The sequence below is a fragment of the Mucilaginibacter sp. 21P genome, from assembly GCF_019331605.1.
Lineage (GTDB): Bacteria > Bacteroidota > Bacteroidia > Sphingobacteriales > Sphingobacteriaceae > Mucilaginibacter > Mucilaginibacter achroorhodeus.
This window is the reverse complement of sequence record NZ_CP063061.1, coordinates 1,567,670-1,590,730: the sequence shown is the minus strand read 5'-3', so window position 1 is coordinate 1,590,730 and position 23,061 is coordinate 1,567,670. Positions and strand designations below refer to the sequence as shown.

The window sequence follows — 23,061 nt, the reverse complement described above, 5'->3', positions numbered from 1 at the left end:
CTCCCTTTTTGTTTACCGCGGGTTCTGTTCGATCCCAAAGCGCATCAGGTTCTCCGGGATAGCGATCGCATACCGCAGATCGTTCGGCGGCAGCAGGTAATTCGCGCCGTTGAGCTTTCGTTGCAGTGCGATGTTAGCCCCCTCGGTATTCAGTCTTTTGATATCCATCCATCGGATGCCCCGCATCAATAATTCTTTCCTTCTTTCTACCAGGACGAAGCGCAGTGCATCAGTTGCCGTTGCGGCTTGCAGGGGAATAAAGGCTCCCTTCTTGTAACGGTTGACCAGCAGCGTATTGAGGTCTGCCATCGCTTCCGTGATCTTTCCGCCGCGGGCATAACACTCTGCCCGGGTCAGGTACACTTCATCCACCGCGACACCGGAAAAGAACGCCGCACTGCCATCATAACTACCCTTAAAGGCATAGGTGCCGTTTCGGTTGTCTCTAAAGAAGATGGTCCGGCGCAGGTCATTGCTGGCATATGACCGGTAGAGGTTGCTGTCGATCTTCGCCTTTGTCGCGCTGATCAGTTGCGGCAGCACCATGATCGACTGGTGCAGCACTTCCTTGTTCTGCCGGGCGATCGGGTAGGTAGCCGAGGCCGACAAGGTATTAAAGTCCAGCAGGTCCTTTTTGATCTGCAACGCAGAGTCGGCATATTTACCGGCCAGATCATAATTATGGGTGTAAAGATAGCACCGCGCCAGCAGCGCGAACGCGGCTGCTTTGCCGGGACGATAGGCCGAAGCCTGGGTGACCGGCAGCTGTTTTGCCGCCTGTATCAGGTCAGTGGTGATCGCAGCAAAGGTCTGCGCATTATTCGACCTTGGTACCTCCGTGTTAAAATCCGTGGTCATCCGCAGCGGCAAACCCAGGTCGGTAGGTGACGTTGAAGATCGGTAGGCCAGGCACCAGAGCAATGCGGATTGCAGCAGGGCTTTGCCCCGGTAATAGTAAGCCTGTCCTTTGATATTGGCGGTCTCGTAGTTATTGTTGGGGTCTGCGACCCGGTCCGCATTTTCCAGTACCGTATTGCAGGAATAGACCGTCCGGTAGGCATTGGACCAGTCATTGCTGGTCAGCGCGATCACCTGGTCCTTTTCCCAGGTGTACAGTCTGCGCTGGGGTTCCGAAGCTATACTGGCCCAGTCCGCATCGGTCAGGTAGTAATTATCCGCACTGGCCTCCCCCGAACCGGGATCGGCATTGTTCATCGTGCTGTAATTGTCCAGCAATGCCTGCAGGTCTGCCGTAGCGGAAATGACCACCAGCGATCGGTCGGGCTTTTCATCAAGGTATTTCTTACAGCCGCCGGCGATCATCGATGCGGCTGCGATCAGGAGTAACAAGTGTTTCTTCATGGCTTAAAAGTTTGCGCGGAAACCTCCCGCGATCAGCAGGGACGGTGGCAGCGAAGTGGAGGAATAATCATACTCCGGGTCCAGCCCGGCTTTGTTGGCGCGCCACAGGATAGCCAGGTTATTGGCATTCACATAGACCTGCGCTGTCCTGAACGGCAGCCAGCGCTGTCTTTGCCTGTTCAGGTCATAGCTCAGCGTGACATACTGGATACGGATGTGATCGCCTTTCTCGACCAGTGATTCGGACCCGGCATAGAACGCATCACGTGCCGAATTGCTCGGATAGATCATCGACGGTACCGGGGTGTGCGCCTCATCGCCCGGCTGCTGCCAGCGGAGCGCATAGTCCGAATGGCCGTTACCCGTCGAGAACAGGCTTTCATACTGGATGGAGCTTCGCCGGAAATAATATCCGAACTTGTAAGACAGTCTGACCGTCAGCGAAAGGTTGTTCCAGCTCACGGTATTCCCCAGCGAACCATAATATTGCGGCACCGCTGGTCCCATATACTTCAAGGTCGAATAGTCGGCATTTTCAATGGCGGTGTAGTCTTCGCTCAACTGCCCGTTCAGATATCCTCTGGGGTTGCCGTTCTGCGGGTTCAGCCCGGCTGTGCGGTACGCATAGATGCCATAAACCGGCTTGCCGATCACGCCGGAGATCACCGGAACGCTCTGCACCTGGTTCTGTGCGGTGGTCGCGGACAGGTAATACTGGTCCAGCCGGTCATGGTAGGCACTGAACAGCAACTGCGTGGTCCAGCGGACGCTGCCCTCCAGGTTGATGCTGTTCAGCTCGAGATCGAGTCCGTTGCCCGACATGGCCGCTGCGTTCTTCACCACCGTCGTGCCGATCCCTGCGGTATAGTCGATCTCCGCACGCCCGAACAGGTTGGTGCCTTTCTTATGAAAGTACTCGACCGACCCGTTGATTCGGTTATCCTTCAGCCCAAAATCGATCCCGGCATTGAACATCTTAGAAGTTTCCCACTTCAGGTCGGGATTGGCATAGTTCACAAAGGTCGCGATCGGGGTCTGGGTGTAAGGCGAAATGGAACTGTAGCGCAGTGTCGTGATCGCTGTCCGCGAAGGGTCGGCATTCCCGCTCAGGCCGTAAGTGACGCGTAATTTCAGGTATGGCAGGAACGTGCTGTGGTAGAACTTTTCATTGAAAACGTTCCAGCCTAGGCCTGCTGAACCCAGCGGCATCCATTTGTCGTTCGTATTCGCGCCGAACAGGTTCGAAGCGTCACGCCGGGCGCTGACCGAAAAGGTGTAGCGTTTATCATAGCTGTACGCAGCATTGGCGAAGGTCGATACGTAGCGGTTGTTCCTGGCCGCATTGGCGCGGTTATCCGGGATGTTGATGGCATAACCGGTGATATAGGTCGGGTAAGTGCCCACCAGGTCGACATTAGCGTAACTGAGGTTATCATCATTGTAGCCGTACTGCCGGTTGCTGTTGCTCCCGCTGGCGATCTCCCGGACCTCGAAGCCGCCCAGGGCATTGACCTCGTGCTTTCCCCAGTGGTTTCGGAAGTTCAGCTGGCTGCGGAAGTTATGCGCGGTCAGGGTGCCGACGCTAAGGTCGAGGATGCCGCCCAAGGGCAGCGGCCTGATCACCTGCCCGTTCGCCGGGTTGATCTGCGAGAACAGGTTGATCAGGTCGCGGGTATAATAGCTTTGCTGGTCATACAGGGTTCTGCCGTCGGTTTGCTGGCGCTCATACTGGTAGCGCAGGTCGGCGCTCAGTCCGAAGGGCAGTTTGTAGCTGGCCGCGATGTTGGCCACCAGGTCCTGCAAGCCGGTACCGGTCCGGGTATGCTGGTATTCTTCCAGCGGATAATATCTCCAGTCAAGCAGCTTGCCCCGGCCTGCCGTGTCGATATAGGAAGAACGGTGATCGCGCACGATCGGCAGCGAATTGCCTCCTGCATCGGCGAACTGAGCATACGGGTACAAACTGCCGTAACCGTATTGCACCTGCCCGTAAGCGGGTGCGCCGGTGTTCGCATTGCTCTTCGTATAGGTCAGCCCCATGTTCAGTTGCAGGTCTTTGAACTGCAGCGTATGGCTGGTCCGCAAACTGACACGGTCGTAGGCGGCACGCAGGTTGTCAATATTTTTGTCGTAACCGCCGGAGAGCTGCCAGGAATGGTCCTTCCCTCCGCCCATCAGGTTAAGCGCATACTGCTGGTTCACCGCCGTGCGGTAGAGGTATTTGTTAAAATCGTTTCGTACATCGACATTACGCAGCGCATTGATCTCCGCATCGGCTTGTTGCCGGGTGATGCTGCCGGAACGTGCCTGGTTCAGCAGCTCGACCACCGGGGTGACGGCTGGTTGCCCGGGATCACTAAGCATCCCGTCATAGTAGCCCTTGCTGAAAAGCATCTTTTCAACGTCGATGAAGTCGCTGCTGTTCATCTGCCGGATATAGCCCAGGCGGGGCTTTTCGCCAAAGCTGACGTTCGCGTTCAATTCGGCTGTGAGCGGCTGGTTCAGGTGGCCTTTCTTCGTAGTGATGACGATTACGCCATTACCGGCCCGGGTGCCCCAGATCGAAGCGGCTGCGGCATCCTTGAGCACCGTGATGCTTTCGACATCGTTCGGGTTAATGTTATCCAGGCTGCCTTCGTAAGGAAAATTGTCCAGCACGATCAGCGGTGCCTGCGGGCCGCTGATGGAACTCAGTCCCCTGATCTGAATCTTGCCCGCCGCGCTGGTGGAACGGTCTACCTGTAATCCGCTGGTGATCGTTTCCAGGCGTTGCAGCACTGTCGTGGATACCTGCTGGTTGAACAGGGGTTTGCTGATCTGGGCGAAACTGCCGGTCGCCCGTTCCCTCGGCAGTTGCTGGTAACCAGTCGAGACTGTGACCTCGGACAACTGGGAAGCGGTCTCTTCGAGTTGGATGACTGCCGGGGATCCGGCGTTGAGTGTCACCTGCCTGCCGATAAAGCCAACATTGCTGACCTGGATGGTGACCTGTTTGTCCGGGAGGGTAAAGCTGAATTTACCGGTGCTGTCGCTGCTGGTCAGGGCTTTGCCCCCGGTGCTGATGGTCGCCCCGTAGACCGGGGCCTGGGTCGTCGCGGAACGGACCGTGCCGCTGAAGCGCTGCTGCGCGGATGCTGTTCCCGCCTGCAGGCTGAAAATCGTGAATAGGATGAGGATGATCTTGTTCATGGGAATTAGGGTTTAATTTTTGGCATGTCCGCTGATGACCAGCCTGTTGAGCATGACCTTTCTCGGGGTCAGACGCAGGCCTTGTCTCTCGAGGTCTTCATTGATCGTTTTGAGATCGGTTTTCCCGGAGAATGTCAGGTCGACCTTCGTGCTGATGCCGGTCTCATCCGTGATGAGGGGCTTGATCTCCGGCAGGCTGTTCAGCCTGGCGATGATCGCACTGATGGGTTGGTTGGTCGCTTTGGCCGGGCCCTGGTTGAATTGCAAATAAACGGGCGATCCGCCTTTGCTGATCAGCTCCTGGTCTTTGCCGGTCCGTTGCAGGGCAAGCACGGTGGTCATTCTTTTTTCCAGCCGGGCCTGGTAACCGGTAGCCTGGTTCAGCGCTTTCAGCAGCAGCAGGAACACGGAGTCCTTTTGTGACCTGGGCACGATCATATCCACATTGTTGGCATAAGGGCTCGGGTTGCTTTGCACATACCTGACCTGGTGGTTCTCGAGGCGGAGTTTCGTTGAATCGGGTGTTTCCAGCAGCAGGCGTTTCGTGTTATAGTTCTCGCCCCACTTTTTGAGCTGCCTCGTAGCCGTGGTCTCGTACATCGTCAGCACATCCATATTCGTGAAAGCCTGGCCGATCGTATCTTTTCCCCGTATCCGCACCGGGGAGCTGGTACCGGTTCCGGGGTATGAGCCTTTGACATACAGGAAGTAGCTTTGCAGGCTGTCCGCCGTGAACCATTGGTTCAGAAAAAGGGGCTGCTGCGGATCGATGTCTTTCTTCGTCGTCAATTGCAGCGGGTGCTTGTCCAGCGCAGCCAGTACGCTTTGTTCGGTAACCTCTGCGGCACCCGTGATAGCGATCACCGTCCCGTTGGGGGCTATCCATACGCAATGGGGGATCGTCTGGTGCGGGAACCATTTTCTCAGCGTGGTGTCGGCATAGGTCGTCGTGAACTCATAGGGCTGGCCGTTGTGGCTCTTGGTCTTAAAGAATTGTTCGATCTTAGCCCTGGGTTCATCGTCAACGCCCAGTACCGCGAACCGGTCTTTGTATTTTGCTGCAATTCCTTCGATCCTCGGCAGGTTCTCTATACAGCTGGAACACCAGCTGGCCCAGAAGTCGAGCAGCAGGAGTTTGCCTTTATAATCGGAGAGTTTTAAGGGATTTTGAGGGGAATAAATGACATTCGTCATCAGCAGGTCCGGGACCTGGTCGCCGGTCTGCAGGCCGGTCGTTTGCTGTCCTTTCACGCTGCCGAAAAGGCAAAGCGCGGCCAGGACACTTAGGAGTATCGATTTTTTCATGTTCGTTTAGTTCGGGTAAGTAAAAAGGAAAGGAGAACGGCAACCGGTATTTAACTATTAACTGACATAGGTTGCCGTTGACCGGCTATTTAGTCCGGCGGGCACAGGACGTAGAACCAGGGATCTTTTTTGAAAGGGTTCATGGTCGCTCTCCTTTCTGATCTTCCTGTTGTTGGCAGTACAGCGCGAGCAGAAGATCGGGCAGTTTGTCCAGGAACAGCGTGAGTTGTTCCGGACGGAGTCGGTGCAGCGTGGAACCGCTGCCGGTAAGGCCGTCATGAAGCCATTTCTGGAGTTCCGCACGTACCTCTTCGTCCCCGATGGAAAGCAGCAGCTTGTCCATCGCCTGTCGGGCGCTGAGCATCGGTGCGGAATAAATGGTTTTGACTTTGGCCATACCCTGTTTGTTAAAGAAGGGTGACGTCTTGTTTGCGAAGCAAAAGGAAGGCGTGGAACCCGTCTTATTGCTCTGGAGGTACTGGTATACCATGAACCAATAAGTGAGCCCACGCCTATAGCGTGAGCATTCCACTTATCGACTCGGTTCTATAAAATTACCAGTTTTCCAGAGCGAGTTTAAGTGCGAATGCTTCTTAAAAATCATGAAGAGTCGCAAAAATAATTAAAGATTTACATCTATTTTTTATCTAAAACACTAATGTATAAAAAGTTGGCCACTGGTACAAAATTATGTACCAATATTTTTTCCAACTAAGTTCATCTTTCACTAATGTCAATTAGTGATGAAGAATTTAAAAAACGCTTGGGCAAGAAGATCGAGGGTCTTCGTGTTGCTAAAAATTTGGGCGTAAGAGAATTCGCATTGATCGCAGATATTGAACACCATCAACTCATCAATATTGAAAAAGGAAGAGTTGATATCCGCTTAAAAACTCTTCGAAAAATAGCTGAAGGTTTTTCACTAACGGCAAAGGATTTGTTAGACTTTGAATAGGGCGTTGCCTCCGGCCCAGGCTTTTCGTTACAAGTCCTCGTTGTACTGCGGGCTATACCCTGCAATCCTTAACGCTTAGATTTTGTTGGGCTAAAAGGAATGTCTATCTCTCCAAGATTTAACGTAGATAATAAATAGTTATCTGTTCTTGACTATCATTTAATTTTGTTTCGGTGTCAAAAAACTAGATATTGTGCTTTGCACATGGGAACTACTTTGAGCTACTTCGGAAGTTAGGATGAACCTATCGTCCATACAAATGCCGGAATGTGCTATACGAAGCTATAAATCGCCTATAGATAAGACATTCTTTCTTTTGCGAAGAAACTGCATTAATTAAATCTTGCGCTCACCTGGGCAACACTCACATATTTCTATTTCGTGCAAAATTTCAATTGCTTACGATGAATTCATCAGGCCATGGTCGCCGTTTTAGTGTTTCACCTCTCTAATGGTACAAAAATACCGATATAGACCCGAAAATACTAAAAAAATCCGGATGGTTTTGACCGGGTAACTGTTTCGAGCTCAACCAAGCGCATACAAGGGTGTCGTCAAAATCGTTACATTGATATATTACTTTTATTTAGCTTAGTTTCTAGAAATCTATATAATGACGTTAGTAATTGTTAAGAGAGATGGCGAGAGAGTTTCATTTAGTGCTGATTCAAGGATTTCCTTTGGAGACGCAGGTTACATGGATAAAGGCATCAAGTTGTTCGCTGTTCCTTTTAGAATAAAAGAGCCTGCAAGTTCAAAAGCTGACTTCGATAAATGGGCCTACGAAACTCAATTTGGCCTCGCTGTAGTGGGAAGTTCAATAAACGCCTACTCAGTCAAAGATGCAATTAGTGAAGTTTTGAATAACATAACTGTGATGACAAATCTATCCGATTTGTCAATTCCTTCAATCGGTGCTTTGGTATTTAAAGTTTACAAGGGGGTTTCAGAAGAACTTGTGCCAATCCTTCAAAAAAACGGACTTAGTGAGATCATACTCGGAGGATATTGTCTGCATGAGAAAAGAGTCAGAATAATGAGGTTATTTGCAACGATTAACCCCGACAACATAACCTATGACTTCGAAGAAATATTGACTGAAGATGGCTTATTGTTTTTTGGCTCCGGTAGTAAATTAGGAGAAGAGGTTTCTGAAAACGAACCCGGATTGACTCCGCTGCAAATCATCAAAAAAGTCATATTGTCTGAGAAAGATAAGGCAGTTGGCGGAGCACTACAGTTTGGGTCATTCAATAATGAGATTTTCAAAATCAGCGGTATAATAGAGCGTCAATTTGACAAGGAAGGGAAAATTTTAAAAGAGACAAAATATCGACGAGGATTTATTATTCAAAACGATATACAGGAAGCTTTAAAGCCCCCCTATCTTTACATCTCTTACGGTTATCAACGCGTGGATTTTACTTTGGATAACGAATAGATAACGCATCATAAATGCAACTAAAAACTTTAGGACATGGCAGATGGAATAACACACCATATTTCGGATAAAAGAAAGGCAAAACTACTGATCTATGAAGTTGAAGATCTCAATGAAGATATTGCTATGCAAGAGATCGCCACACTCAGAATTGGCAAATCAACGATTCGTTTCGATATGCCGAATGCCACTGCAATGTATCTAAACGCATCCGATCGCGAATTGAAACTCGCAAAGTCACTTTATCAAAATCTAATCGAACCAAAGCTCTCAACTCGAACTCTTTACGTTTTGGCCAACGACGAAATAACCCAGATATATGATTACTTTGAGCATGTGAAGGTTGCTATTATCATGGCTTACACTGCTGTCGAATGCTTATGTAATGCGTTGATACCACCGGGATATAGCTACACTGAAAAAGGAAAAGATGGTGAGAGAATATGGGATGTAAAGGAAATTCAGCGGTGGAAATCCACGACACAAAAGCTCAGGCAAATTTTACCGAACGCTTTAAAAATGAAGGACCCCGGCCAATTCAAATCATACTCAACGTTCAGCAAATTAGAGGATATCAGAAATGAGGTCATTCACACCCGAAATGTCGCGCCGAAAGATATAAAAACTGAAGATAGAATCGATCACCAACTATTACAGCCGCGAATATTTAAGCTCGTTGACTCAGCAAGGTCGTTGATCAAAGAAATGCACGCTGCCCTGCCATATAACAAGGAAATGCCAATGCTTTACGAGACGGAAAATGTTGCAAAGGTTAAGTTAAAAACATGGGATGACCTCGGAGCTGTCAAAACCGGCGAAAGTAACGGCCCGACCAAATAAATTGCTGATTTGTTCATTAATACTGGAAATCAGGATTTGGAACTGTTTATTATGCTTAGAAACCACATCTAACAACCCAAAAAATCGCAAAAAAGTCATGGCGGAAGAATACGAACTTGATTGGAAGGAATACGAAGCTATTACCAAATATATCTACACTTCACTTGGAAAACGCGATGGAATTAAAATAATTGGTTATGGCCAGAATTGTAAAATTAAAGGAAAATCCACGATTAAACATCAGGTTGACGTCTTAACTGAACAATTCGACGGTCAGAAAAGGTTACTCACCGCTATAGAATGTAAGTACTGGAATAAAAAAGTTGATAAAGATGTCGTTATGAAGCTGGCTGGTATCATGGAGGATTCAGATATAACAAGTGGCATTATAGTTTGCAAGTCTGGATATACGCCAAATACCCTTACCTACGCTGCTTACAAAGGCATAAAGCTTGTTGAATTGTGGGAGGCCGGTGAAAATGATAACGCGTACAACAAGACTTTTGAGCTCGGTACCCTGAATATTAACATCGGTGCCATTGTCTCTCGTGCCGTTGTTACCAGCGTAGATTTTGGTGATAAGAGGATTAACGTCGCGAATGAAGAAGAAATGTTTGCCATGCACAACGTAATACTTCATGATCTTAATGGAAACACCATTTCACTAAGTAAATTTCTGGGGGAATTTTCCAAAGAGAGACAAAGACGGGGCGAGCTATTAAAAACAATGACGATAGATTATCCTCTCAACCGGAAACTGCTTTTGAAACACGATGAAGGGGAAACGTCTTTTCAACGGATATCCATCACGGGACACTTTGCAAAATTTGATAAAAGCTCAAAAAGGTCATTTGCACTAACTGATCAGGTTTGGATGATCATGAACGAACTATTTGATAAAAGGCATTTGGCATTGTCAAAAAGCGGTTTAATTTGGAACCTGTCACATCCTGGTTAGGATAACCTCGCAATCTGTTCTCGTATCTTTTTTTTCTGAAAGCTTCATCTAACCATTATCTGGGCAACGCGTCCGATTATGTAATTGATCTTATCATGTTAAGCACAGTATTTTCCTCTTCGAATGTTGCAGCTTGAATGTAATAGTCGCTAACCAAATCTTTTTCGTACCAACGGAGGTGAACCAATTCCGGTTTAATGGCGATAAGTTTAACAATCAAAGACTCATAGCTACTCAGCGAAAACAGCATCAGGTCATAACTTTGTACTGCGATTTGCCTTATGAGCTGGGTTACAAAACGTTCGACCATTTCTGGTCGTTCTCTCGTTTTATTCAATACCGATTCTTTGAGCAAACTTATGCACTTGGTTATTAATTTCTTAGGATCATAAGTAACAACGTTAGTGAAGTCTTTGGCTTCGACATCTGCATAATCACTCCAACTCTTGGTGTTGCCCATAAATGCAAAGAATTGATCTGCTGCTTTCTTAGACCCCAACTTTAGTGCAGATTTGATAAGTCGCCATTTTAAACGGGACTCGTTTTTATTTTTTTGAATTGACCTTTCAATCAAATTAAGACATTCTGATTGATCCCAAATGATGTTCCCGCTAACAATCTCATTGAAAACTGGCTTAAATAATTCCCAATGCCAGGGAGCTGTAATGGTTGTCAACTCCTTTAGTTCGTTTACGAGAATGACCGGATCAATGTCAAGCATATTCAAGGTAATCACAATTGACTCTTTAACATCTGTAGGGGTTGATTTTTTCCGCAAATGATCGATCAGTAATGGTATAGCCTCAACTATCTGTAAGTAATTGCAAATGCTACAGTGAGTTTCAAGTACTATTGGTACTGGGAAATCTTTTGTTAAGTTGACAAGAATACGCTGTTTGAAAGCATCGACGTCTTCGACTTTGTCAATGACCTTTAAAAATAAATAGTCTTTTTTAACCGGCGAAGGCTTCAACTGACTGAAACCACTTGTGTCAGAGATTGGTATGTCAAAGAGTACGTCTTGCGGCAGCACTATAAAATCAGCCATGAATAGACCACGTATTTGCCTTGCTCCATTCGTTGTTGTATATCCACCATTATCAAGTTTCTTCAAAGATTTTTTAAAATCTATTTCCGATAACAATACATTAGTTACATATAGTTGCATCCAATTAGACCAAAATTCAGGTATCACCTTTTTCATTTCCAACGCAAACTTGGTCAGTTGGGTAAATACGTAGTAATCCCAATTCCACTTATCAATCCATTCAACAAAAGCGTTGTAGCCAGTAATACGCCCGCGTTCGATCATTCGAAAAATAATATTATTGGTAACGATCTTTTTAATCTCAGCTTTCTCACTATACTCGAGATTAAACCAATCATCTTCAAAATCTTTGAGTCGTGCTACTTCCTTGAAAATCATTGCGGCTTCTGCAAGAAAAATTTCTTTACCTTTTAATAGCTCGAAATCTCTCGCAGTTCGCCGTTCATTCAACTCGTGCCAATTAACTTGTGTTTCGACAACAGGTTTAAAGAAATCAGGTAGCAACAAATTCACTTGATCTTTAAGGTAGTTGAATAGGTCGAATCGTTTAAAGTAATGAATAAAGTTACCGGTTAATCTTATATAATCTTGAGGTATCACCCCAGAACGAACTTTTTCTATCAAAAGATCTATGATCGTTGGATTTGCAAGGTCTGCACCGATCGAGCTTCGGTACAAAACGGTATCTTCTTTCTTCAGCAATTCAAAAAATGCCCTTTCAATTGTATCAGTGTTAATAAAGAATAAGGCAAGATTTCCCCATTTACCTTCAGAAAGATTGCGGTGTATAGCGTGAACAAACTCCATATAGTCGTCCAATATGACGTCATTTTTAGTTTGCTTATATAGTGTGGCAAGTTTCAGGTTGATTTGTTGAATGACCATTCGTTCCGACGGATCGTAAAGACCATCTAATAGAATTCCTAATAATTCTATGTTAGTTTTTGCGAAGGCTAACCATTTAACTCCAGTAATTGGATTGAGTAAGTTAAGGACGATTTCGAGAAAATCATTCCCTAACTGGGAATAAGTATTGCTGTCAGTTCGGAAAAGTAAGTCAGCGCTTTCTAAAATGTAGTCAAAATACTTTCCATCCCCACCAATTCTGATCATTTTGAGAATGTTCTCACGGACAATCTTGGTGTTTCTGTTGGGGCATTTCTTAACACACAAGTTTATATCTGCATCGTCAACGAAGAGATGGCGAACCATGACATCAATCGCCATGTCATGGACTGCCGGCGTTTCCTGAGATTTAATGATATTCTTTAGTAAGAGGTGAAGATATTTTCGTTCTTTTCTGATAATAGAACTTGTATTGAGATCCCTCAATATCTCTAACAAGCAAAGTCTATGGATAGCCGAACTTGACGGATCTTCAAGCTCTTCAAAGAGAAAATTCAGAATTGTTGGACTGTGTAGAACATAGGCTAATAGCTCTTCTACTTCGTACTTTCCACGAAGGTAATTTATCCCTTCCCGTTTACCCTCCAGCACCAAGTACCTAAATATCTCGAAACGCGTATTTGAGTCAATCTTATCCTTCTCAAACTTCAACAGAAGTTCGGTATTATGACTTTTCAAGGTATTGAAGAAATTGAGATATAGTTCACTATCCTTATCCATCAAAGTAAATAGATAATTAGCCGTATTAACCAGCCTGGGCTTAAGAATCAAGAAGGCCGGTTCATGGAAAAGAAGTTGTTTTAGTTCTAACCAGCTTAAACTACTTAAATATGCGGCAGTAAGAAATTCTTGAAAGTTATTATGTTCAAAATAGATAGATAATGTATTGTCATTCTCTTCACAACTAAACAGTGAGCAATATCTGATCTCAGAAATATTCAGATCGGTTAGCTCGGTCAGTTGGCTTTCCGGAAAAGAATTCCTGCCTGTCAATGTCAGATAGACCGCTAATTTTTTCCCAAGAAGTAAAAAGCGATCGGCTGATGGCATTGATGGAAACTTGAAACGATCTTGCTCCATCTTTAAAGTTATGATCTGTGCTATCGCATCAGCCCGGTCATCAGGGAATTTAAGGGACGCATGTTGGTATAAATCGACTAAGTTTTTGAGGTAAAAAGGATTACTGAGGAGATCGCTCAGACGTCTGTCAACACAAAGATCCAGAAATCGCTTGATTTGAATACTGGAATTGCCTCGATTTGCTATATATTTCTCAATTTCCCGTTGATCGAGAGGTTTGAGATATTGCGGCTTTAAAACACTATTCTCGTCAACGCCATCTCCAACAGAACGCAGAGAAAAGCTATTACGCACAGTCGCCAAAATATTTGCTGCTTCATACTCTTGCAAAAACAGATTGAACTGCGAGATGAAGGTGTCCAGGTGAATATTCGGAACCTCATCTAATCCATCGAAAAGCAAAAAAAGCCTTGACCTGGGTATTGATTTCCAAAATTCATAGAATGCGCCAATTAATTTTTCCAGGTCGCCCTGGTACAATTTGAGGCGAATGATGACCGGATAATACCTGCCTGGCTTACTATAAAGATTTGCGAGATGTTCCAGCTCTTTACTTTTCCCAAGTCCCGCATCTGATCGAATCATCACTCTTGCAGGCTTATTATCCGCATGAAGCTCTTTGATATAATCGGTCAACGGCACTGCATCGTAAAACCTATATCCTAAACTATCTTTAGATTTTTCGGGATTTGTCAAACTTCGAGGGATGTAGTCCCGTACCTCACTATAAATTTTCTTTTCCGGTAAGATGACAAGGTTTGCCAAATAGGGTTGATATATTTCAGGTTTAATAAACCCTTTAACCCATTGTTCTCCAAAAAACTCATATACAATCTCAACTTCATTTTTCAAAAGTTCAGATAGTTCGATACTGCCTAATTTATTTAGCTTTATGCCTACCTCATGTAAAGCTTTGCGTTGACGTTCCATTTCCTCGACAAAGGAGGTTTCAATCAATTCATTTGAAGAAAATAGAATAAATTCTGAAGTTTTTGCGTACCATTTTTCCTGATGCTTTTCGTCCTGAAAAACTTTGATAGCATCTGCAAGGTCGGTGCCCAAGAACTCGTTTACCCGTTTACACTGATAAAGTATATAATCATCATCTTCCCCGGTAACCAAAATATCGAGCCCGAACTGCTTTTGACCTGGCTTTCCATAAAGCGTACAGCGTTCCATGCCATAGTTCTTATAGCAATATTTAAGGCATAATTGCTCAAATCTGCGTGGAGGGAGATCTTTGAATGGTAACTGATCAAAATTATACTTCGCCGGAGGAATAATGGCGAAATCTTCATAGTCGGCTAAGAATTCTTTTTGATTTATTTCTTGATAATTTTCTGGCATAATCGGTAAGGTTAAGGTCGGCATTTTTATCAATATTTTGAAGATAGAGACATCGAAAGACAGATTTAGTGCTTTTTAAAGCATTATCTTTAATCAATTATAAATGCTAAATGGATCAACAGTATCACGCGGTATTAACCTATTCCGCATTCTATCCTCAAAATGACATCCCCGAAAAAAACGTTGAGCGATTAGACGGGTTGAATCGAGACGTTGTATTTAATTTGTTCTGCCGTTTAAAAATGACGCTATCCCGAAGCAGTGAGCGAGATATTAATAATCCCTTCATCAATTGGTTTGTTTCTAAACTGCCGGATTCACATGGTGAACGGTTCCGACATTTAGTATTCGATGGCTTCCCTAAGCATTTTCTAACTACGCCTTTAATTGTAAACCAAATCCTGGTTGACCTATTCCAGAAAACTGAAACGAGTTTGGAGCCTATGTATGAGCGTCCTGATTACATCGCTTTGGCCGTATTGGAAACGATAATGATCTATAATGAGCATCATTTTCGACAAATCGGTATTGGTGAAAAATCTGATACCCATGATCTTCTATGGCAAATAATGATGATGCAGGATATGAACGGCGCCAATTCTGCGAGCTTTGTTCGTACTGGTGGGATGAAGCAAGCCATTTTTATAGACTTTTTGGAACAAATTACAGGGACTGGTTATCCGGCGTTTGAAAAAGCGATTTGCGAAATGCTTGGAATTAACAAACTGGGCGATGTTAGCTTGCTATACCTAGCTTTACAGATCGAGCAAGATAAACGAATTCAAACAAGCGATCCTTTGATCTGCATCCCGCCGGAGGATCCCATCTATCAAACACTTTACAATTTGAATTTGGTATTAGAGCCTGGAAAAAACGATGTTGCCTTTTCAATCTTTGATATCATGATGAAACCATTTATCCGTTTGTCAAATGGCAATTTGAGTTTCACAGGAACTCATGATCTATCGTTGATCTCTGAGTTGGGTTGGGGCTATTTTCTGTTTAAAGAGGGATCGTTGTCGTCTTACATCCCACAGTTTTCAAAGTCGAGCTTCCAGGCTTTTTTTGGCTACTACGTGGAGAAATTTCTGTTAGGAAAAGTGTTCCAATCATTTCATCAAAAAGGATATAGAGTGATCCCATCAGACGACAAAAAAACGCCGGATATGACGCTCATTTTAAACGAGACCGATATTTTCATTATAGAGATCAAGACATCGACGGTTCATTATAAAGATTGGCAGGAACAGAATCTGAATGCTTTTAAAAAGTACCTGAACGATAATTTTATAAGCGATAAAAAAGGAGTTGTTCAATTACATAAATGTCTTCAACATCTTTCTGACCATCCAGAGGAATTATTTGAGATTAGCATCCCGTTAAAAAAATTGAAAATTTATCCAATAATAATTTATTCTGAACCACATGCAGGTGTAGTAGCTGTCAATGATTTCATCATCAATAATGGCCCTGAGCTCTCAATTGAGCTCTCATCAAAATTCAAAGCCATTTTGCCGGTGACGATGATCAGTTGTGATTTTTTTCTCGAGAATAGCAAATTGCTGAGTAAGAATAAGAGGCTTTTAAAGGATGCGATACTACGCTACCACAAAGGAACCCGGGAAAGGAAAAAGCAGTGGTTAAAGGTAAATTCTACTGCCAATTTTAGCAAGGCAATGGCCGATTTCGACAATTATAGTATTGGATTCGAAGGGATTTATAAAGAAGATCAACTGGCGATCGCAGACCAAATCAAAGCCATTTTTAACCAAACAAAATAGACGCAGCATATTCAAACGAGCCTTTTATAAAAGACCAAAATCTCATCAACAATATGAACGACGCTGCAAGCATCCTAAATTTAAATTTCAATGCCGACCACAGACTCGGTCAAATACAATTAACAATCGAGAGAAAGTTAGCAGATATCAATTTAAGCGAAAGCGAGCGAGAGTTAATGACCTACTTAGAGGCGGTCTTAAAACTTGATCTTTTGAATGGTAACAGTAAAGTAAAGGATATCAATGAACATCGGCCCGGACAGGAAACGTTGGCTGTACTTACGGAAATAACCCCCCAAATTATCAATCCAATCATCCGGGCGTATTTCTATGACATTTTGCAGATCAATAGGAAGGATAAGTTCAGTAATGCTAAAAGATCAATTGAAGCTTACTTGTCACTAACTGCGGAACATGAAAGTTTGAGTGAAAAAAGGGACGTCTACATCCGGATTTTAAGGATTTTATCCAGTTTAGGTAAAGGCAGGACAGCTCTTTTGGAAGAGATCGCAAATCCGATCTGGCAGGACACAATGGACGCAGATATGATGGGTGATTGCTATTCAATTACGAAGTTAAGTGAAGAAATGATTCCCCTTCTAATGGACCAGGAGAAGTATGAATTGTTAACTAATAAAATAAAGCTTGCTGTTCAGCCATTTTTGAGCCTAAGAGAATTTAGGCATTACCGCGAATGCAACCATGTGCTGGCGTTATTATTACCAAACGATTCTTTGACATTCGGGACAGAAGTTGCGAGAGGCTATATTATGGAGGCGGATGAATACCATTTACGGGGTAACGCTCTACTATTTTCGGTAGCTGAGTTATACAAGAAAGGCATTCGAGTTTTCAGCCAATTGAAGATAAAGAGTTTTGAAACTGAAGGACTTCGAACAAAGATGGTCGAGATTCTAAAATTGGCGGCGCAGCAACAGGAAAAAATCGGCCAGTTGCCACCAATACCATTGAAGAAATTAGAATTTGAGATTCCTGACTTTCAACATGTGTTTCAGGGAATATATTGGCTCATCGATCGAGAATTTCCTGTTAAGCAGAAATTCGTCGATGATTTGAAAGATAAAACTGAGGAGTATTTATTTCTCAAGTTCATGGGATCAACTATGACCGATGAAGAAGGAAACACTGTCGCAGTAAGCCCCGATAATGTTGATCTTATTTACAGAGATGCGGCGATGACGAGAGACATACATTGTAAAACATTACTGCGACCGGCTTACGATAAATTTACCGATAAGTTCGCGATAAGTGAGACGGAGATATTTTGGCTAATTGAGAATAGCGAATTTGTTCCTGAAGACCGAATAGATATTTTCACCCACGGGCTATACCATGGCTTTTGCGGAAATTTTGCCGTCGCGGTTCAATTGTTGATTCCGCAGATCGAAAACGGGTTGCGGTATGTACTCAAAACGCATGGAATAATTACAAAGAAAATCTTGGAAGATATTCAGTCTGAGAATAGCCTGGCGTTCTTTTTTAGTCATTTGAAAGAGATTCTTACAGAAGATCTACTATTTGACCTGGAAGGATTGCTAAATGAATCGTTTGGCAACAACATTAGAAACTTGGTAGCCCACGGTAAATATAGCACCTCGCGTTTTTTCGCTCCTGCTGGATTTTACACATGGTGGCTTGCATTAAAATTAAGCCTGCAACTTGACAAGTATCTTTTAAAACAATCTGTCTAACTCAGTTTTTAATTGAAACGCCTCCTGTTTATATCTCTAATTCCATCAGCTTGTAAACAGGGGGCAAGGGCGACATCCAAATGCAGAAGACAGACTTACTAATGCGCTTGAACGATTACCGAATATTAATAATGATCTTATCTGGGGTTTTGCCTGTATTGGACTTGAATTGTCGGCGGAGCAATTCGGCTTTAATTTTGATAAGCTGCCATTGACCAATTCTAAAAGATCGCAGTACTACAATTATATTGAACAGAATAAGAGCCGAGTTTAACCGTTTATATAGGTTATTCCCCTTTATTTTTCATTTCAAAATTTATACGCATAGCAAAGGGCTTTGAGACCGGGTCAGAAAGATCGGTAAATGTAGCATAGCTCTTTAACAACGTGTAGTGTTTAAATTTGTCAAAGAAAACCTGATAAGTTTCCTGAGTAAAAAAGCCTTTATCGTCCTTGTCTGAGAATGGAATAATGAAGCAGTATTTACTCAAAGCGAAGTGTAACTCTGCAACCGCGAATGGGAATTCCATTTTTTCGCTTGTCCTGATGTATAGCGTAATAGTTGGTTGGTCAATAATCGTATCAAAGAAGAATACTGCGACGGGCGGCAATTTATCGGCGTCGAAGTCTGCGTTGATCCACTTTATCGTTTTTGTAAAATGCTTTAAATAATTACTATCAATTACGCTCAGTGCATACTTGACGAGCGTCCTGTAAATATTTTGTTTGGCGACTTCCTTATTGCTTTCCAAGGTAATTTCCCCGGGCATATCCACCCCCCGACGTTCTTCCGGATCGCCATTATTATTACTATCATAATAATGTAGTTCTAATTTCTCATCGCGAAAGATCTTAAAGTTTTTTCCCTCGTAGTTTTTTGCACCACCCTTGCCTTTAATGCCGTAAATGGCTCTATTAAGAGCAAAGTATTCGATCAATTCCGGTTCAATGGCTGTAGCAAATTTCTGATTGCAATCGTCGCATTCTTCTGTGAGCACTAAAGTTTTATTTCCCAGTGCTTCCGATATGGCATGGGCTTTTTTGGTAAAAGTAACTTCCGGCATGCTCTTACTACAAAATCGACAAACCCTGTTTGCCTTAATTGGTTCTCCGATTGTCTGACGTTTAGCGCCATAAGGAAATAACAGGTAATCTTCCATTAGGTCTTTAAACATGTCATTAGTCTGAGCGCTAAGCTGAATGTATTTTTCCTTATCACCCTCCGCAACCAAGTAATTATGCAAAGCAATACTTTGCTGTTGTGTAGGTTTGATTTGAGGTATGATAAATAACTGGTCCCCATTTGACAGGCGGCTAATAAAAGATTCTACTCCATTAAGCACTTTCAATTTTGCTTCATGTTGGCTTACAAATGCACGCAAATTACTTCGCATTTCATCCGTCACCACCGTTAATGAAGTGATCGTTCGGGCTTCATAATCAAGCACGCCGGGGAAAATGCCCAAAAACGCCTGAAAAAAATTGTGAATATTGTTTGGATTACGGGTAGCGAGCTTAAATCCAAATGACTCATTCAAAGATTTAAGCAAAAACTCCAACTTAAACTTTTCAGGTTCTGACTTGCTTTCAGTGCTATTTTTATCGGCCATGTCTATCGATTTTGATCAATTAGTTTTCAGGATTTGGCTGAGGCATGATCGCTGCAACATTTGAGGCGAATATTGGATTATCTTTAATATCCGGCAAATCATTCTCCTCAAAGTACGCACGCGAAAAGACTTCGAACCGGGTAAGGCTATTATCAGGTTGATCGACATATTTGCCGAATTCATCAAACATTTTAAAGATGTCAATCAACTCTCCTGCTAAGTATTGTTCGTGTACCTCAAAATAATTAAGGTTAACAAAGCACACATCATTGATATGTAGGTTTACCCAAGTGTCTTGTTCCAACAATTTGCGGAATTCGAGTCTGAACTTTTTATTAATGCCATCATGGCCAAACGAGCGATCTGTATAAGCAATTACCGGATAGATATCGGTCTTAGAAGTGCGATCTAAGGTATCATTAACGACGTCTGTTGTCTCAAGATATTTGACAGCATTATAAAGTTGGGTAATGCCCTTTGGGCTATTGGACTGATTAGCCATAAATTTCTTATTCAGTTCTAAATCGATCGCTGCTGAATCAGCATTTTCTTTAATATCAGCGTTCAATAGCACATCTTTGAACTCTATCAACAGCACCTTATTGACCTTCCTAGCGTAATGATCGCAAAGTTCGCCGCCGTCGATTTTGACAGCCTCATCTCCGTTTAAATTCTTGAATGTGGGGAAGCACCTTAACATTAATGCTCGGAAATATATATCCTCCATAAACTCCTTTCCTTTTACGGAAAGAAAATTACCCCGATAACCGTTTGTTTTAAGGAAGGTGTTGAAACTAAAAAGCTGACCTTTGTAAAGTTTGTCGTTCAAAAAGTTGATGTCCAGTATCAAATATTCTGTAGGCCCAATCTTAAATAATGGTTGTTGCCTTATTGCCGTAAAACTTTTATCGGACTTATAATTTTGCAGTTGACCGTTGATCGCCAATGTGTCAATGAAAGCGATATTGGTAAGTGGCAATAGCTGGGAAAATGATATCTGCGCTCTGCGATCACCAACAGGACCGTCAATTTCCGCCTGAGCCCAAACCGTCAGCGTATTATAAAAGAGGTCTTTATAATCTTTTACCTGTAAGGAATTATAGTAGCCTTGAACGTAAGGTCTATATACCGTAGAGCTTTCTAAATATTTAAAAAGCTCTACGCCTCTGTTAAGTTGGTTGCTAAAATCCAGATTCGATTCGTAATCGCGCTGGTAGATGAAGTGAGGAAGAAAAATGTCCTCCAATTTGTCCAGTTCAACAGCGGACTGAATTTCTTCCTGAGTTACGGTGAAACGGTTATTGGTTATGCTATTGATAATCAGATAAGCTTTAAGGATATTCTCTGTTTCTATTTCGGAGAGCCTTTGCACGGGACCGTCAACAAAGTTTTCAAAGATCAAATCAAAGAACAATAATGTGGAATGTTCCCAAAAGACCGCTGGCCATTGCCCGTCGGCTTCGACCTCGTTTATGGCTACTAAGAATCGCTTCGAAAATTCAATGTTTGTAAATGAAAGGAAGCTTTTCAGCATTTTGAGCTGTAGTGCCTTCCCTTCCGGCCCTGGTTGTGCCAGATACATGTACAAATTTATGTGGGCAAATTTGTATAGAATGGTGGCGGAATTGATCCCTGCGATCAGTTGTTTAGCTTCTTCTTGCGTACCATCTGTTCCAAATAATTCTTTATAGCTTATTAATACATTTAGATATTTCGGTGTCTGCATCTTATGACAATTGGTTTAAGTCAAATCAAATATAATGGTTGGCATTCGTTCTAAATGACGACCTTATAAAAATTACAAATAGCTTAACTTTGCTAAGTTTTCACCTTTTTATTCACTATGGATAAAAATCAAGAAAAAATCAAAGCGGCTAAAAACGAAGACGGTATTTACGACAAAAGGTATGTTCCTCTCACTAAAGAATATTTGAAAAACCCTGCTAAAACTGCCAATCTCAAAGATGTAATTGATGGCAGCATTTCACTTGCCGATGCCGATGCCATTACTAATTATTCCGGCGACTTAAGCAAAGCATTAAACAGAGCAATAAGAGGTAATTACCTTGACTTAACAGTTAAGGTTGCAGCCTATGACAAAGCGCTGCTGAAAGCTTTACAATCAGTTCCTCCTTATAATAATCAAACTGTTTACCGGATGACGAAATACGTGGAAGATATAAATCCCTATAAAACCTATTTTGAAAGTAAAAAGGGAAAGGTATTAATCGATCCCTGCTACATGTCGACTTCCAAGGATGAATGGATTTCTGAAAAATTAATCTACGGGATCAAAACGCTCAAATCGGAAAGTAATGCCCGTGATATATCGAGATCAACAAACAATGCCATAGAGAACGAAGTGTTATTTGTTAAAGGCACAAAGTTGCTAATAAAGTCAATTGTAGAAAAAGATGACCGGCTAATTGTTGAAATGGAGGAGACGGCAGCAGAGGCTGACGAAGTCTTAAACTATAATCGCAATTTAAAGATCGCCAATCAGAAAGAAAAACCAGGTTTGTTTGATTGACAGGTACTATTTCCCTTTACGCTGTTTCCTTGTAGGCGGTTGTTTGATAAGCTCAAAATCAAAATCCGAAAGTTCTTTCGCGTAAACTTTTAACGCGGGAGCAATTTGAACTGTACTGCTGATTGAAGTGTTACTAAAATTCCTTTTTCTATAGTCCCAATCTGTCTAAAGCAAAGCGAGTCTGTCGACGCTTTCCTCAAACGATACAATTTTCTTTCTTATCTCTGTAATTTTTGCGCAAACCTGCCCTTCAAATTATTGGTTGACGAATGGCTGATGAAATCTTTGCACGAACGAGCAGGCTTGCCAACAAGCACATACAAACTTAGCTGAAATAATCTATCAAATGCTAGTAAACTTCGATTTATAAGTACGATCAAAACGCTATCCCACATTCTCTTTAATATGTCACATATAAATTTGCGCAAACGTTTTGGGAGCGTCGAGCTGATTGAACTGGCTGCCGATAAACACTTTACCATTATACGCGTACATCGGACCGGGAAATGCTGCCGTGCCAACCGGGATGACCAATTCGGATGCGTCATTCGCGAGCGGGAGGCAACACCCTGTATTTCTCCGCAGAGCTTGAAGAGTTTTATGCAGGTTCCATTAGATCCTGCAAACACCAACATTGATCTTCAGCGCGTTACGCCAGTGAGTTGGTAACTACCTCTCGGCGCATTGATTGGCTATTGATCAAATTGGGAATCTGCAATATCAAAAGCGGGTTCAAGGGCTCCGCCTGGCGGAGCCGCCAGCAAGATTATCACAAGTAATATTATTGACAAAAATTACATGGGGATATCTTTGGTTATTTTACTTTAAGTTTTCAGCAACAAAAAGCTGTTCAAGGCAACGGATTCTTAGACACAATTTTGCCATATTTAATTAAAGTCGAATAATGGATAACTGAACATTATCCGTCGTTGGATGACACTTTAACTATTACCATCCCCAACCATTTCAACGCTCAACGGTTAGATCAAATACTAAA

At 43.3% G+C, this 23,061-nt stretch carries 15 protein-coding genes; 8 read left to right on the top strand and 7 right to left on the bottom strand.

Going from position 1 to position 23,061, the window contains the following annotated elements; all coding sequences use genetic code 11:
- Nucleotides 1–12: 12 nt before the first annotated feature.
- From INP83_RS07125 to INP83_RS07110, 4 genes are all read right to left on the bottom strand, one after another.
- A complete protein-coding gene (locus INP83_RS07125; RefSeq protein ID WP_219126879.1) occupies nt 13–1,362 on the bottom strand; it encodes a RagB/SusD family nutrient uptake outer membrane protein in 1,350 nt (449 codons plus the stop codon).
- Nucleotides 1,363–1,365: 3 nt separating this feature from the next.
- The gene (locus INP83_RS07120) at nt 1,366–4,551 is read right to left on the bottom strand and encodes a SusC/RagA family TonB-linked outer membrane protein (protein ID WP_219126878.1); all 3,186 of its coding nucleotides are present in this window, start codon (nt 4,549–4,551) and stop codon (nt 1,366–1,368) included.
- A gap of 12 nt (nt 4,552–4,563) precedes the next feature.
- Nucleotides 4,564–5,856 carry a TlpA disulfide reductase family protein gene (locus tag INP83_RS07115; RefSeq protein WP_219126877.1) on the bottom strand — a complete coding sequence of 431 codons (1,293 nt, stop codon included), beginning with the start codon at nt 5,854–5,856 and terminating at the stop codon, nt 4,564–4,566.
- A 139-nt stretch (nt 5,857–5,995) separates the two neighbouring features.
- Nucleotides 5,996–6,253, bottom strand: coding sequence for a hypothetical protein (locus INP83_RS07110; RefSeq protein WP_219126876.1), 258 nt, complete (start codon nt 6,251–6,253; stop codon nt 5,996–5,998).
- 333 nt (nt 6,254–6,586) lie between these two features.
- Here INP83_RS07110 and INP83_RS07105 point away from each other — a divergent pair, with 333 nt between their 5' ends.
- The 4 genes from INP83_RS07105 to INP83_RS07090 all read left to right on the top strand — a co-directional run bounded on the left by INP83_RS07105 (nt 6,587) and on the right by INP83_RS07090 (nt 10,050).
- A complete protein-coding gene (locus INP83_RS07105) occupies nt 6,587–6,811 on the top strand; it encodes a helix-turn-helix domain-containing protein (RefSeq protein ID WP_219126875.1) in 225 nt (74 codons plus the stop codon).
- Between the two features lie 613 nt (nt 6,812–7,424).
- Nucleotides 7,425–8,252: a hypothetical protein gene (locus INP83_RS07100; RefSeq protein ID WP_219126874.1), complete on the top strand. Its 828-nt coding sequence runs from the start codon at nt 7,425–7,427 to the stop codon at nt 8,250–8,252.
- A 36-nt stretch (nt 8,253–8,288) separates the two neighbouring features.
- Nucleotides 8,289–9,092: a hypothetical protein gene (locus tag INP83_RS07095; RefSeq protein WP_219126873.1), complete on the top strand. Its 804-nt coding sequence runs from the start codon at nt 8,289–8,291 to the stop codon at nt 9,090–9,092.
- A 97-nt stretch (nt 9,093–9,189) separates the two neighbouring features.
- Nucleotides 9,190–10,050: a restriction endonuclease gene (locus tag INP83_RS07090; protein WP_219126872.1), complete on the top strand. Its 861-nt coding sequence runs from the start codon at nt 9,190–9,192 to the stop codon at nt 10,048–10,050.
- 76 nt (nt 10,051–10,126) lie between these two features.
- On the opposite strand, the gene INP83_RS07085 is transcribed toward INP83_RS07090, so the two are convergent.
- Complete coding sequence (locus INP83_RS07085) at nt 10,127–14,431, bottom strand: NACHT domain-containing NTPase (protein ID WP_219126871.1); 4,305 nt, start codon at nt 14,429–14,431, stop codon at nt 10,127–10,129.
- A 110-nt stretch (nt 14,432–14,541) separates the two neighbouring features.
- On the opposite strand from INP83_RS07085, the gene INP83_RS07080 reads away from it, so the two are divergent.
- Complete coding sequence (locus tag INP83_RS07080; RefSeq protein ID WP_219126870.1) at nt 14,542–16,212, top strand: hypothetical protein; 1,671 nt, start codon at nt 14,542–14,544, stop codon at nt 16,210–16,212.
- Nucleotides 16,213–16,265: 53 nt separating this feature from the next.
- Nucleotides 16,266–17,924, top strand: a complete 1,659-nt coding sequence (locus INP83_RS07075) for a DUF4209 domain-containing protein (protein ID WP_219126869.1) — start codon at nt 16,266–16,268, stop codon at nt 17,922–17,924.
- 287 nt (nt 17,925–18,211) lie between these two features.
- Here INP83_RS07075 and INP83_RS07070 read toward each other — a convergent pair whose 3' ends face one another.
- Nucleotides 18,212–19,534 (bottom strand): HNH endonuclease, encoded by a 1,323-nt coding sequence (locus tag INP83_RS07070; RefSeq protein WP_219126868.1) that lies wholly within the window; start codon nt 19,532–19,534, stop codon nt 18,212–18,214.
- Nucleotides 19,535–19,553: 19 nt separating this feature from the next.
- Nucleotides 19,554–21,260 carry a hypothetical protein gene (locus INP83_RS07065; protein WP_219126867.1) on the bottom strand — a complete coding sequence of 569 codons (1,707 nt, stop codon included), beginning with the start codon at nt 21,258–21,260 and terminating at the stop codon, nt 19,554–19,556.
- A gap of 117 nt (nt 21,261–21,377) precedes the next feature.
- Here INP83_RS07065 and INP83_RS07060 point away from each other — a divergent pair, with 117 nt between their 5' ends.
- Nucleotides 21,378–22,064 carry an ADP-ribosyltransferase gene (locus tag INP83_RS07060; protein WP_219126866.1) on the top strand — a complete coding sequence of 229 codons (687 nt, stop codon included), beginning with the start codon at nt 21,378–21,380 and terminating at the stop codon, nt 22,062–22,064.
- Nucleotides 22,065–22,469: 405 nt separating this feature from the next.
- Nucleotides 22,470–22,733: a hypothetical protein gene (locus tag INP83_RS07055; RefSeq protein WP_219126865.1), complete on the top strand. Its 264-nt coding sequence runs from the start codon at nt 22,470–22,472 to the stop codon at nt 22,731–22,733.
- The last annotated feature ends 328 nt before the right edge of the window (nt 22,734–23,061 follow it).